The sequence below is a fragment of the Pseudomonas sp. AC532 genome (assembly GCF_979258965.1).
On sequence record NZ_OZ409888.1, the window covers coordinates 3,432,237 to 3,445,578 of the forward strand.

10 protein-coding genes are annotated in these 13,342 nt (G+C 65.1%); 5 read left to right on the top strand and 5 right to left on the bottom strand.

Going from position 1 to position 13,342, the window contains the following annotated elements; translation table 11 throughout:
• Nucleotides 1-24: 24 nt before the first annotated feature.
• The 4 genes from betB to ACZ0AV_RS16095 form a co-directional block, all read right to left on the bottom strand.
• Nucleotides 25-1,497, bottom strand: coding sequence for a betaine-aldehyde dehydrogenase (gene betB, locus ACZ0AV_RS16080; protein ID WP_499151955.1), 1,473 nt, complete (start codon nt 1,495-1,497; stop codon nt 25-27).
• A gap of 346 nt (nt 1,498-1,843) precedes the next feature.
• Nucleotides 1,844-2,446: a transcriptional regulator BetI gene (gene betI / locus ACZ0AV_RS16085; RefSeq protein WP_499151956.1), complete on the bottom strand. Its 603-nt coding sequence runs from the start codon at nt 2,444-2,446 to the stop codon at nt 1,844-1,846.
• Between the two features lie 192 nt (nt 2,447-2,638).
• On the bottom strand, nt 2,639-3,322 hold the full coding sequence (locus ACZ0AV_RS16090) for a response regulator (protein ID WP_499151957.1): 684 nt from the start codon (nt 3,320-3,322) through the stop codon (nt 2,639-2,641).
• Nucleotides 3,315-4,847, bottom strand: coding sequence for a sensor histidine kinase (locus ACZ0AV_RS16095; protein WP_499151958.1), 1,533 nt, complete (start codon nt 4,845-4,847; stop codon nt 3,315-3,317). The genes ACZ0AV_RS16090 and ACZ0AV_RS16095 overlap by 8 nt, the downstream gene beginning before the upstream one ends.
• 166 nt (nt 4,848-5,013) lie before the next feature.
• On the opposite strand from ACZ0AV_RS16095, the gene ACZ0AV_RS16100 reads away from it, so the two are divergent.
• Complete coding sequence (locus tag ACZ0AV_RS16100; protein ID WP_499151959.1) at nt 5,014-6,888, top strand: potassium transporter Kup; 1,875 nt, start codon at nt 5,014-5,016, stop codon at nt 6,886-6,888.
• A 205-nt stretch (nt 6,889-7,093) separates the two neighbouring features.
• Here ACZ0AV_RS16100 and ACZ0AV_RS16105 read toward each other — a convergent pair whose 3' ends face one another.
• On the bottom strand, nt 7,094-7,726 hold the full coding sequence (locus ACZ0AV_RS16105; protein WP_499151960.1) for a class I SAM-dependent methyltransferase: 633 nt from the start codon (nt 7,724-7,726) through the stop codon (nt 7,094-7,096).
• A 115-nt stretch (nt 7,727-7,841) separates the two neighbouring features.
• Between ACZ0AV_RS16105 and ACZ0AV_RS16110 the strand changes: the two genes are divergently transcribed.
• From ACZ0AV_RS16110 to ACZ0AV_RS16125, 4 genes are all read left to right on the top strand, one after another.
• Nucleotides 7,842-10,199 (top strand): DNA polymerase II, encoded by a 2,358-nt coding sequence (locus ACZ0AV_RS16110; protein ID WP_499151961.1) that lies wholly within the window; start codon nt 7,842-7,844, stop codon nt 10,197-10,199.
• Between the two features lie 218 nt (nt 10,200-10,417).
• Entirely contained in the window at nt 10,418-11,776 is a 1,359-nt protein-coding gene (locus ACZ0AV_RS16115) for an OprD family porin (RefSeq protein WP_499151962.1), read from the top strand.
• 252 nt (nt 11,777-12,028) lie between these two features.
• Nucleotides 12,029-12,709, top strand: a complete 681-nt coding sequence (locus ACZ0AV_RS16120; RefSeq protein WP_499151963.1) for a DMP19 family protein — start codon at nt 12,029-12,031, stop codon at nt 12,707-12,709.
• A gap of 63 nt (nt 12,710-12,772) precedes the next feature.
• Entirely contained in the window at nt 12,773-13,324 is a 552-nt protein-coding gene (locus ACZ0AV_RS16125) for a sugar O-acetyltransferase (protein WP_499151964.1), read from the top strand.
• The last annotated feature ends 18 nt before the right edge of the window (nt 13,325-13,342 follow it).

Genomic DNA, 13,342 nt, shown 5'->3' on the forward strand with positions numbered 1-13,342 from the left:
GTTGGCGCCGCTCGGCAAACGCATTCAGAACACCGAGGCGTATTCGCCGAGTTCGACCTGCACGGATTTGATGCGCGTGTAATGGGCCAGCGTGGTCAGGCCGTTCTCGCGGCCGACGCCGGATTGCTTGTAGCCGCCCACCGGCATTTCGGCAGCGGACTCACCCCAGGAATTGATCCAGCAGATACCGGCTTCCAGCTTGTGGATGACCCGATGCGCACGATTCAGATCGCGGGTGACGATGCCGGCGGCCAGGCCGTAGTCGGTGTCGTTGGCGCGGCGGATGACTTCTTCCTCGCTGTCGTAGATGAGGATGCTCATTACCGGGCCGAAGATTTCTTCGCGCACGATGGTCATGGCATCCGTGCAATCGGTGAAGACGGTTGGCGCCACATAGGCGCCATTGGCGTAGTCGCCCTCGATCACGCGTTCGCCGCCGATCAGCAGGCGGGCGCCTTGCTGGCGGCCTGACTCGATGTAGCCCAGCACGCGCTCCATGTGAGCGAAGCTGACCAGCGGGCCGAAGTTGGTCTGATCGTCCTGCGGGCTGCCCAGGCGGATGCGCTTGACGCGCTCCAGCACCTTGCTCTCGAAGCGTGCCTGCAGCGCGCGCGGCACGAACACCCGGGTGCCGTTGGTGCACACCTGGCCGGAACTGTAGAAGTTGGCCATCAGCGCGATGTCGGCGGCGCGGTCCAGGTCAGCGTCTTCGAAGATGATCAGCGGCGACTTGCCGCCCAGCTCCATGGTCACTTCCTTGAGTGACGAACTGGAGGCGCTGGCCATGACCTTCTTGCCGGTGACGGTGCCGCCGGTGAAGGAAATCTTCTCGATGCGCGGGTGTTCGGTGAGCCACTGGCCGACTTCACTGCCGGTGCCGGTCAGCACGTTGAACACGCCATCGGGCAATCCGGCTTCGCTGTAGATCTCGGCCAGTTTGAGGGTGGTCAGCGAAGTGACTTCGCTGGGCTTGAAGATCATCGCGTTGCCCGCGGCCAGGGCCGGGGCGGATTTCCACAGAGCGATCTGGATCGGGTAGTTCCAGGCACCGATACCGGCGACCACGCCCAGCGGCTCGCGCCGGGTGTAGACGAAGCTGGTGTCGCGCAGGGGGATCTGTTCACCCTCGATGGCCGGGATCAGGCCGGCGTAATACTCGAGCACGTCGGCGCCGGTGACGATGTCGACGTAGCGGGTTTCGCTCAGCGGCTTGCCGGTGTCGAGGGTTTCCAGCTCGGCCAGTTCGTCGTTGCGCTCGCGGAGGATATCCACGGCGCGGCGCAGGATGCGCGAACGCTGCATGGCGGTCATCGCCGCCCAGACTTTCTGGCCCTGCTCGGCACTGGCGACGGCACGCTCGACATCGTCCTGGCTGGCGCGCTGGATGTTGGCGAGCACTTCGCCATTGGCCGGGTTGATGCTCTGCAGGGTCGCGCCGCTGCTGGAGTCGACGTAGCGGCCGCCTATGTAGAGCTTCTGGTCTTCGAATCGGGCCATGGGGTGTTCTCCTGAGCGGGCCAGGACGCTGTAAAAGTCCTGGCGGATGAGTCGGCATGAGAGAGATGAAGAGATGGATCAGCCGAATTGGTTAAAAAACAGCCTACTTTATTTATATTGATCGATCAATCAATAAAAATCCTGTGGACGACGAGAGACGAGCCGAATACGACATGTGAATCAGCGTTGGGGTGAGCCTGGAAGGGTGCCGCCCTGTAGAAGCCGCGTCCTCGCGGCGAACGCCGCGGGCATTGCCGATGGCGCGGTAAGGCCGTTATCGAATCGCGCCGAGGTCGACGCTCCTAGCTGGCCGGAGGCTGCCGTTCAGGAGCGCGCTTGCAGACGATCAGCGAGGCGTGGCGCCGGCCTTGGCCAGTTGCAGGTCGAGGTAGTCGTAGGCGATCTGCGCCGCCTGGCGGGTGTCGAACCCTTCCCCGGACAGTGCGCCGCGCAACCACAGGCCGTCGATCAGCGCGGCCATGCCGCGGGCGGCGGCGCGGGCCTGTGCTTGTGGCAGCACGCGGCGGAACTGGCCGCACAGGTTGGAATACAGGCGCTGGTCGTTGACCCGCTGCAGGCGCCGCAGCGAAGGCTGGTGCATGCTGCTGGCCCAGAACGCCAGCCAGGTCTTCATCGCCGGCCCGCTGACCTGGGTTTCGTCGAAGTTGCCGTCGATGATGGCGCGCAGGCGTGCCTGCGGGGTGTCTTCGCGCAGTTGTCGGTAGCGCGCGTGCACGGCCTCTCTCAATGCCTGCATCAGGTGCCGCATGGTGGCTTCGAGCAGGCCGTTCTTGTCCTGGAAATAGTGGCTGATGATCCCGTTCGAAACCCCCGCGAGGCGGGCGATGTAGGCAATGCTGGCATCGCTCATGCCTACCTGGTCGACGGCTTCGAGGGTGGCCGCGATCAGTTGCGAGCGGCGGATCGGCTGCATTCCGACCTTGGGCATCGGTATCTCCGGCTTGGGCTGTTGAAGCGAGTCTACCAGAGCCAATCCCGTTGTCGCCGCGGTGCTGGATCACGCGGGCTGGAGGCGCGCCGCAGAGCCTTCGCGACCGTCCGTCTCGCCCGTGCGCCATGCCAGAGCGTCAGGGTGACTGCGGCGCGATGGCGTTGCCCGGCCAGCGTGTGGCCGGCCGGTTCAGGCGATCAGCCGGTAGCCGACCCCCGCCTCGGTGACGATGAGCCGCGGCGCTGCCGGATCGTCCCCCAGTTTCTGGCGCACGTGGGCGATGACGATGCGCAGGTAGTGGCTGTGCTCGATATGGGTCGGGCCCCAGATATCACGCAGCAACTGCTGCTGGGTGACGACCATGCCGGGGTGCCTGGCCAGGGTTTCGAGCACGGCGTACTCCTTGCGGGTCAGGCTTATTTCCTGGTCAGCCAGGGTGACCCGGCGGAAGGCGAAGTCGACCCGCAGCGCGCCGCTGACCAGGGCGGCAGCGGGTTTTTCGCTGGCCGGCCGGCTGCGCAGCAGGGCGCGTACCCGGGCGAGGAATTCCTGCACGCCGAACGGTTTGCTGACGTAGTCGTTGGCACCGTTGTCGAGCGCCTGCACCTTGTCCTTTTCACCGGCGCGCACCGACAGGACCAGCACCGGTACGCTCGACCATTCGCGCAGCCGCGCCAGCACCTGCTGGCCGTCCATGTCGGGCAGGCCGAGATCGAGTACCACCAGGTCCGGTTGTTCCAGGGCGGCGAGGCTAAGGGCGGCCTCCCCGCAGTCGGCTTCCAGCACCTGATAGCCGTGTGCCTGCAGGCCGATGCGCAGGAATTTGCGAATCGCCGCCTCGTCGTCGACCAGCAAAATACGTGCATCACTCATGGCGGCCACCCTCGTCGGGCTGTTGCAGAGGAAGTTGCAGGGTCAGGGTGGTGCCCTGGCCCGGTGACGAATCAACCCGTGCGGTGCCGCCATGGGCATTGAGCATGCCCATGCAGATCGCCAGGCCCAGGCCGGTGCCCTGGCCGCCCCGATCACCCCGGGCGGCGGTATAGAACAGGTCGAATATGTGCGGCTGCTCGGCGGCGGGAATGCCCGGGCCCTGATCGCGGATGGTGAAGAACAGCTGGTCGTTGTCATGGCTGAGGCGGATGTCGATGGTGCCGCCGACCGGCGAGAAGCGTGCGGCGTTATCCAGCACGTTGACCAGCGCCTGCTCGATCAAGGCTCCCTGCACCCACAGCAATGGCATGTCCGGTGGTACTTCGATACGCACCTGCAGGCGTTGCAATACCGGCTGCAGGCGCTGCACGGCGGCAGCTAGCAGGTCGCCGGCAGCCACCCAGTCGCGCTCCAGATGCAGGCCGCCATGGCCGAGGCGGGTCATGTCCAGCAGGTTCTGGATGTACCGGTCCAGGCGCGAGGCTTCGGTGGCCGTGCTTTGTAGCAGGTCGTCGCGGGTCGCCTTGTCCAGGGTGTCGATGAACAGCTGCAGGGTTTCGATATTGCCGCGCATGGCGGTCAGCGGTGTGCGCAGGTCATGGGACACCGAGGCGAGCAGCGCGCTGCGCAGCCGCTCGGTTTCGTGCTCCAGGCGCGTGTGGCCCAGCGCTTCGACCAGTTGCACGCGGGCCAGGGCATGGGCCAGCAAGGGCAGCAGCACGCGGATCAACTGGCGCTGCTCGCCCGCTGGCGGGTCGCCCAGGGCGGTGCGCATGCCCAGCAGCGCCAGCGGCTGGTCGCCGTCCAGCAGCGGCCACCACCACCAGTGTGGGTGGGTCAGGCTGTGGCTGTCGTAGCCGCGCGGATGGTGGTGGTGCCAGGCATGTTCGGCGCTGATGCGTTCCAGCTCACTGAGCTGCAAAGGGCTGCCGTCCGCCACCTGCCAGTTGCCTTGCGCGTCTCTGCCGAGCATGCAAAGGCGCTCTGCGGGGAGTTGCAACTGGCTGCGCATGGCCGCGAGCAGGTCACGCTGGTCCTGGGCGCTCGACAGGCGCTCGGCGAACGTCAGCAGGCTTGCGGTCTGCCGCTGGGCTATTTGCAGGTCACGAAACTGCTGGCGCTGGCGCGCGGCCAGGTTGCCGGTCAGCAGGGCGATCAACAGGAAGAACAGCAGCGTGAGCACGTCCTGCTCACGGTGCACCACCACCGACCAGGTAGGTGGCAGAAAGAAAAAACCGTAAGCGGCGAACGACAGCAGCGCGCACAGCAGCGCCGGGCCGACGCTGCTGCGCACGGCCACCAGCAGCACCGCTGCGAGAAACACCAGGGAGATATTGGGCAGGTCCAGCCAGCGCGAAACAGCCAGCGCCAGCAGCGAACCCGCCAAGGCCGCGAGCACGGCCAGCAGGTAGTCATTCACGGGCGCCAGCGGTCGGCTTGGGAGGCGGTCGGCTGCGATGGGCATGGGGGTTTTCCGGTGCGGGCGTAAACGGATCATGGCGCCGTGCAAGGTTGGCGTAAAGAAGCGCGGCGGCGCGTAAAGAAGGCGTAAAAGTACGCGCTGCCAGGCTGATCAGGGCACAGGCGAGGCGTATACCTGGCGCATCGTCACTCAAGGGATACCTCGCAACGTGAGCACCACCACTCGCACCTCGCCCATCGCGCTCCTGGTTGGCGCCGTTGGCATCGTCTACGGCGATATCGGCACCAGCCCACTCTATGCGCTGAAGGAAATCTTTTCGCCCCATTATGGCGTCGGCCTCTCGCAGGGCAGCGTGCTGGGCATCCTGTCGCTGATCTTCTGGTCGCTGACCCTGGTGGTCACCGTCAAGTACGTGATGTTCATCCTGCGCGCCGACAACGGCGGCGAAGGCGGCATCATGGCGCTCACCGCCCTGGCCCAGCGCGCGGCTGCCAGCCATCCGCGGCTGCGCACGGTTCTGATCATGCTCGGGCTGTTCGGCGCGGCGCTGTTCTATGGCGATAGCATGCTCACCCCGGCGGTGTCGGTGCTCTCGGCGGTCGAAGGGGTCGGCCTGGTGGTCGAGGGCATCGATCACTGGGTGGTGCCGGTAGCGTTGCTGATCCTGGTGCCGCTGTTCGTGCTGCAGCGCCACGGCACCGCGCGCATCGGTTACCTGTTCGGGCCAGTGATGGTGGTCTGGTTCGTGGTGCTCGGTGCGCTGGGCGTGCATGGCATCGTGCAGCGGCCGGAGGTGTTGCTGGCGCTGAACCCCTACTGGGCGCTGCAGTTCTTCATCGCCAACCCGCTGCTCGGGGTAACGGTGATGGGCGCCGTGGTGCTGACCATCACCGGGGCCGAGGCGCTCTATGCGGACCTCGGCCACTTCGGCCGTCGGCCCATCGTGCACGCCTGGCTGTTTCTGGCCTTTCCCGGCTTGATCCTCAACTATTTCGGCCAGGGCGCGGTGCTGCTCAGCGACCCCGAGGCGGTGCGCAATCCTTTCTACCTGCTGGCGCCGTCCTGGGCGTTGATTCCGCTGATCGGCCTGTCGACCCTGGCTACCATCATCGCCTCCCAGGCGGTGATCACCGGCGCGTTCTCGGTCACCCGTCAGGCGATCCAGCTTGGCTACGTGCCGCGTATGCAGATCCTGCACACCTCCAGCGCCGAGCAGGGGCAGATCTACATTCCGTTGATCAACGGCTTCCTGCTGATCGGCGTGGTGTTGCTGGTGCTCGGCTTCCAGTCGTCCAGCGGCCTGGCGGGTGCCTACGGCGTGGCAGTAACCGGCACCATGTTGTGTACCACTTTGCTGGTGTCGGCGGTGATCCTGCTGCTGTGGCGCTGGCCGAAAATACTGGCCGTGCCGTTGCTGGCGCTGTTCCTGCTGGTCGACGGCATCTTCTTTGCGGCCAACGTGCCGAAGATCCTTGGCGGTGGCGCGGTGCCGATGATCGTCGGCATCCTGCTGTTCGGCCTGATGACCACCTGGAAGCGTGGCCGCCAACTGGTGCTCGAACGCCTCGACGAGCACGCCCTGGTGCTGCGTGACTTCATCGCCAGCATCGCCCTGCAACCACCCCATCGCGTGGCTGGCACCGCAGTGTTCCTGACCAGCCGGGTGGACGTGGTCCCTCACGCGTTGCTGCATAACCTGCTGCACAACCAGGTGCTGCACGAACGGGTGATGCTGCTCACCGTGCTCTACGAGGATCGTCCTCGGGTGCCGCTGGCCGAGCGCTTCGAACTCGATGCCTATGACCAGGGCTTCTACCGCGTGCGCCTGCGCTTCGGTTTCCTCGAAGCACCGGACATTCCCCAGGCGCTGGCCCAGTTGAACGATAAGGGCCTGGATTGCCCGCCGATGCGCACCACCTACTTCCTCAGTCGGGAAACGGTGATCCCGTCCGAACGCATCGGCATGGCCATGTGGCGCGAACGGCTGTTCGCGGTGTTGCAGAAGAACGCCGGCAGCTCCCTGGGCTTCTTCCGCCTGCCGGTGAACCGGGTGATCGAGCTGGGCACGCAGGTGGAGATTTAGACTGTGAAAAGGCGCAAGCAGACGTAGGGTGGATGACGCTTTTTTCATCCACCATTGCGATCGGTGGACGGGTCGGGCCGCGTAGGTGAGGCGTCGTCCACCCTACGACTGTGGGAGCGGGCCGTGCCCGCGAATAATCACGGGCATGGCCCGTTCCCACAATGAATCACCGAACGGCTGCTTCCGCCTTATATCGGTCACCGAGTCAGGTATGGCTGCGCCGCCACACGCTGGCCAGCCAGGGCTGCTGCTCGCGGGGCAGACCGGCAGGGCGATAGTAGTGCTCCAGCTCGTCGAAGCCGGCGGCCACGAGCAGCTGACGCCAGCTCTCCAGGTCATGCCAGGCGCCGTAACGTTCACCGCTCCAGCCTTCCTGGTTGTCGCCCCGCGGGTTGGAGCTGAACAGCACGCCGCCCGGCTTCAGGCTGGCCCGCAGCTCCTTCAGCACGCGCGGCAGTTCCTGACTGGGGATGTGAAACAGCACGGCATTGGCGAAAATGCCGTCGAAGTGCTCGGCAGGCAAATCCAGGGCGAGAAAATCCTGTTGCCAGACCTCGCAGCCGCTGTCGGCGCGTGCCATGGCGACGAACTGCGGGCATCCGTCGATGCCCACCGGGCGGTGGCCGAGGCTTGCGAAGGTGCGCAGGTCACGGCCCGGGCCACAGCCGAAGTCGAGGATGCTCAGCGGTGCCGTGCCACGGGTATGGCGCAGCAGCGCGTCGATGTTCTGGCTGACGTCATGGTCGCGGGTGCCCTCGCGAAAGTCCTCGGCGCTGGCCTGGTAATGGGCCAGCGTGCGGGTGGTGATGTGTTGCAGCTGATCGGGGTCGAGTGGCATGGCTGCCTCGTCGCGGAACGTGGGCGCCTATTTAACCGCATTGCGCAGGCTTTGCGCGGGCGGGCCGCGATCAGGCGCGATAACATCGCACCCTCAACAACGGTCGAGGTGGCAGGTGGATCTACAGCAGGGCTTCGTCCTGACCCGGCATTGGCGCGACACGCCGGCTGGCACCCAGGTGGAATTCTGGTTGTCGACCGACAGCGGCCCGCGCCTGGTTCGCCTGCCGCCACAGACCTCGGTGGCCTTCATTCCGGCCGAGCAGCGCGACCGTGCCAAAGCCTTGATCGGCAAGGACGTGGACATCGAGCTGCGCCCGCTGCAACTGCGCGACTTCCATCAACGGCCGGTGCTCGGCCTCTACAGCCGCCAACAGCGCCCGTTGATCCAGCTCGAGCAGACCTTGCGCCAGGGCGGGGTGGACGTCTACGAGGCCGATATCCGCCCGCCCGAGCGCTACCTGATGGAGCGCTTCATCACCGCTCCCGTGCTGTTCAGCGGTACGCCGGCCGCAGACGGCGTGCTGATCGATGCGCAACTGAAGCCGGCGCCGGACTATCGTCCGCAGCTCAAGCTGGTATCCCTGGATATCGAAACCACCGCCCGCGGCGAGCTGTATTCCATCGCCCTGGAGGGCTGCGGCCAGCGTCAGGTGTACATGCTCGGGCCGCCGAACCGTGACGCTGACGTCGACTTCGATCTCGCCTACCTCGATAGCCGCGCGCAACTGCTGGAAGCGCTCAACGGCTGGCTGGAGCGTCATGATCCGGACGCCATCATCGGCTGGAACGTCGTGCAGTTCGACCTGCGCGTGCTGCACGAGCATGCCCAGCGCCTGCAGGTGCCGCTGCGCCTAGGCCGTGGAGGGGAAACCCTGGGCTGGCGCGAGCACGGCTCCAAGCAGCATTTCTTCGCCAGCGCGCCGGGGCGGCTGATCATCGACGGCATCGAGGCGCTGCGTTCGGCGACCTGGAGCTTTCAGTCCTTCAGCCTGGAAAGTGTCGCCCAGCAGTTGCTCGGCGAGGGCAAGGCGATCGACAACCCTTACCAGCGCATGGACGAGATCAACCGCATGTTCGCCGAGGACAAGCCGGCCCTGGCCCGCTACAACCTCAAGGACTGCGAACTGGTGACGCGCATCTTCGCCAGAACCGAACTGCTCACCTTCCTCCTCGAACGGGCCACGGTGACCGGCCTGCCGGTGGACCGCAGTGGCGGCTCGGTGGCCGCGTTCAGCCACCTGTACATGCCGCTGATGCACCGCCAGGGCTTCGTCGCCCCCAACCAGGGCGAGCGCCCACCCGAAGCGAGCCCCGGCGGCTTCGTCATGGACTCGCGGCCGGGGCTCTACGAGTCGGTGCTGGTGCTCGATTACAAGAGCCTGTATCCGTCGCTGATCCGCACCTTTCTGATCGACCCGGTCGGGCTGATCGAGGGCCTGCGCGAGCCTGACGATGCCCAGTCGGTGGCAGGTTTTCGCGGCGCGCGCTTTTCTCGCACCCGGCATTGCCTGCCGGCCATCGTCGAGCGGGTGTGGCAGGGCCGCGAGGCAGCGAAGCGTGCGGGCAATGCGCCGTTGTCTCAGGCGCTGAAGATCATCATGAACGCCTTCTACGGCGTACTGGGGTCCAGCGGTTGCCGCTTCTTCGACACGCGCCTAGCGTCCTCCATCACCCTGCGCGGCCACGAGGTGATGCGCCGCACGCGCCAGCTGATCGAGGCCGAGGGGCATACGGTGATCTATGGCGACACCGACTCCACCTTCGTCTGGCTGCACAGCGCCCATGCCGAAGCGGATGCCGAGCGGATCGGCCGTGGCCTGGTGCAGCGCGTCAATGCCTGGTGGCGCGAGCATCTGCAGGCCGAGTTCGGTCTGCAGAGCGCGCTCGAGCTGCAGTTCGAAACCCATTTCAGCCGCTTTCTGATGCCTACCATCCGCGGCATGGAGGAGGGCAGCAAGAAACGCTACGCCGGGCTGATCCGCCAGGCCGATGGCCGCGAGGAGATGGTCTACAAAGGCCTGGAGACGGTGCGCAGTGACTGGTCGCCGCTGGCCCGGCAGTTCCAGCAGGAGTTGTACCTGCGCATCTTCCAGCGGCAGCCGTACCAGGACTACGTGCGCGACTATGTGCAGCGCACCCTGGCTGGCGAGTTCGACGAACGGCTGGTGTACCGCAAGCGCCTGCGTCGGCGCCTCGACGATTACCTGCGTAACGTGCCGCCTCACGTACGGGCCGCGCGCCTGGCCGACGCCCACAACGATGAGCAAGGGCGACCGCGGCAATACCAGAATGGCGGCTGGATCAGCTACGTGATGAGCGTGGCGGGGCCGGAACCCCTTGAGCTACGCCGCGCGCCCATCGACTACGGCCATTACCTGACCAAGCAGCTGCAGCCGGTGGCCGATGCCATCCTGCCGTTCGTGGACGACGACTTCAGTGCCCTGATCGGTGGGCAGTTGGACCTTTTCTGATGCACGTTTCGGCTGTGGCGTGACCCGGCCCCAGCCGGGTGCCGAAACGGCGAACAGGCACCTCTGTCGATCAGATTCTATATTCCAAAAGGTAATTTATTTGTAATTAATTATTCTTTTTTGTTTTATTCGCCATCGCATAGCGTTGCACTTGCCAACACAAGCGCTTACCCGTCTGGCCGAGCCAGCTTACGACCCTATGCCCTGGAGCATCACCCATGAACAAATCCACCCTGGCCCTGGCCGTCACCGTTGCCACACTCGCGCAACAGGCCGGCGCTGCCGGCTTCATCGAAGACAGCAGCGCCAAGCTCGATCTGCGCAATTTCTATTACGACCTGAACAGCAAGAACACCGCCGACAACAACGGCGAGGCCAACGAATGGGGGCAGGGCTTCATCTTCAACTACCAGTCCGGTTTCACCCAAGGCACCGTTGGCGTTGGCCTGGACGTGATCGGCCTGTACGGCCTGCGTCTGGATTCGGGCGGCAGGAGCAGCAAAGCGGGCCGTGATCGCACCCCAGGCCAGCTGTTCCCGCTGGAAAGCGACGGCAGCGCCGTCAACGATTACAGCAAGGCCGGTGCGACCGCCAAATTTCGCCTCTCGAAAACCGAGCTGCGCATCGGCACCCTGCAGCCGAAGCTGCCCGTCGTGACATTCAACGATGGTCGGTTGTTGCCACAACTGTTCAGCGGTGGCCAGATCATCTCCAACGAGATCGACGGCCTGACCCTGACGGCTGGTCAGCTGGAACACACCAAGACCCGCTCCTCCACCGATGACATCGGCCTGCGTATTGGCGGTGCGGCACGCCCGACAGGCACCCCCGTCGGCACCTCGATCGCCGACAGCAACACGTTCTACTTCGCCGGTGGCGACTACAAGATCACCAAGGATCTGACCGCCCAGTACTACTACGGCAACCTGGAAGACTTCTACAAGCAGCACTTCCTGGGCCTGGTGCATAACGTGGCCCTGCCGGCCGGTAACCTGAAGACCGACCTGCGCTACTTCGACAGCAACTCCGATGGCAAGAACGGCAGCGCTGCCGGCCGTGCCGAAGGCTACACCAGCACGGGTTACTACGGTCGCAACGCGGCAGGCGCTGGCATCACCACCGGTGAAGTCGACAACCAGACCTGGAGCGCCCTGTTCACCTACAGCCTGAGCGGTCATGCGTTGAGCGCGGGTTACCAGCAGGTGTCCGGTGACAGCGCCTTCCCGTTCCTCAACCAGGGCGACGGCTCCAGCTCCTACCTGATCACCGACAGGCAGATCGGCAAATTCGCCAGCGCCGGCGAGCGCACCTGGCTGGCCGAGTACGGTTACGACTTCGGCGCCGTTGGCGTGCCGGGCCTCAAGGCCGTCGTCAGCTACCTGAAGGGCGACAACATCGATGCCGCCGATGGTGAGCGCAAGGAGTGGGAGCGCGACTTGCGCCTCGATTACAGCGTTCAGCAGGGCTCGCTCAAAGGTCTGGGCTTCTCCTGGCGTAACGCGTCGCTGCGTGGCAACAACGCCACCGACGTCGATGAGAACCGCCTGATCGTCAGCTACAGCCTGCCGTTGCTTTAATGCTGATGGGCAGGGCGAAGCGCTGCTTCCCTTGCCCCTTTTGTTCCAGCGCGCCTGCGCCGCCAGCCGACCGCAGGCGCTCAGCGCGACGGCGGTTCACCGCTCGGGTCGCGCACCCCTTGCGCGTGGTGAAATCCTTTTCCGGGCCAAGCCGGTTTGGCTATTGCTTGCGATCGATCCGCCAGGGCAGCCAGGCATTTCCATGATCCATCTCCAGGGTGCGCCCGCTGTTCAGCCTGATCAGGGTCTGGCATGGTCGGCCTCGACCTTTCTTTCGTGACCCATCCCATGCCCTGTCATCGCTACCCCGAACTTGCTTGCCTGGCAATCGACCACCTGAGCTTCGACGAAAAACAGGTGTTCTTCCATCTGCGAAATGGCCAGGTGTTTCCCCTGATCCTGAGCGGTTACCTGCGGCTCGACCGGCTGACCGCCGAGCAGCGACAGGATTATCGGCTGGAGAACCTCGGGTTCACCGCCAGTTGGCGGCACCTGGGCGGCAGTTGCTGGGATGCGCCCGAACTGGTCTGGGACGATCTGCAGAACCAGGCTTTGCGCCGTCTGGAAGAGGCCGGCTGGGAGCTTGAGGCGATCGACCTGGGTGATCGCCATCTGGTGGCGTTGTGGCGTTTGCAGGCCGACTATTACAACGGTGGCCTGCTGCAGTTCTTTGCCAACTGGGGCATGCCAACCTTCACCTACGCACAGGCGGCGCTCGCCTTGCTCGGCCTGCAGCCAGCCCGGCAGTTGCTGCAGGACTTCTATGCGGTGTTCGCCCATCTGCAGGACGAGCCGGCCGAAATTGCCCTGTGGGACATACCGCAATGGTTGAGCGAGGCGCAGAACGCGCGGCTCTGCGAGGTGGACGAGCAGTTGGCCGCCAGCATCGAGGAGTTGCAGTGGGTGGCGCTGCGCCATTTCCTTTCGGCCTGATTGGTGGAACCCGCGGGGTGACTTCAGGTTCCCTTACTGCACATACCTGAAGGAAGCAGCGCCATGGCACTCAGTGAAAAATACAAAATGCTGGCGGGCGAACTGTACCTGGCCAGTGACCCCGAACTGCAGGCCGAAAGCGCGGCCACCATGGCCTGGCTGGCGCGCTACAACGGCAACCTTGGGCTGTCGCAGGCCGAGCGCAATCAGGTGCTGGGCGAGCGCTTGGCGGCCGTCGGCAAGGGCGTGGTGGTGCGCTCGCCGTTTCATTGCGATTACGGCTTCAACATCAGCCTGGGCGACGGCGTATTCATCAACTTCAACTGCGTGATTCTCGACGTGGTGGCGGTGAGCATCGGTGACAAGACGCAGATCGGCCCGGGCGTGCAGATACTTACCGCCGATCACCCCCGCGACCCGGCCGAGCGCGCCTCCGGCCTCGAGTTCGGCCGGCCGGTGAGCATCGGCCGCAATGTATGGATTGGCGCCGGGGCGCTGATCCTGCCGGGCGTAACGGTAGGCGATGATGCGCTGATCGGCGCTGGCAGCGTGGTCACGCGGGACGTGCCGGCAGCGGCCAGGGTGGCGGGCAACCCGGCACGCTTGATGGGCTGAGAACCACCTGGCGGATGA

Coding starts and splice junctions, on each gene's coding strand:
- ACZ0AV_RS16105 (WP_499151960.1), bottom strand. CDS start 7,726: ATGCCACTCGACCCCGATCAGCTGCAACACATCACCACCCGCACGCTG.
- betB (WP_499151955.1), bottom strand. CDS start 1,497: ATGGCCCGATTCGAAGACCAGAAGCTCTACATAGGCGGCCGCTACGTC.
- ACZ0AV_RS16095 (WP_499151958.1), bottom strand. CDS start 4,847: ATGCCCATCGCAGCCGACCGCCTCCCAAGCCGACCGCTGGCGCCCGTG.
- ACZ0AV_RS16125 (WP_499151964.1), top strand. CDS start 12,773: ATGGCACTCAGTGAAAAATACAAAATGCTGGCGGGCGAACTGTACCTG.
- ACZ0AV_RS16120 (WP_499151963.1), top strand. CDS start 12,029: ATGGTCGGCCTCGACCTTTCTTTCGTGACCCATCCCATGCCCTGTCAT.
- ACZ0AV_RS16115 (WP_499151962.1), top strand. CDS start 10,418: ATGAACAAATCCACCCTGGCCCTGGCCGTCACCGTTGCCACACTCGCG.
- ACZ0AV_RS16090 (WP_499151957.1), bottom strand. CDS start 3,322: ATGAGTGATGCACGTATTTTGCTGGTCGACGACGAGGCGGCGATTCGC.
- betI (WP_499151956.1), bottom strand. CDS start 2,446: ATGCCCAAGGTCGGAATGCAGCCGATCCGCCGCTCGCAACTGATCGCG.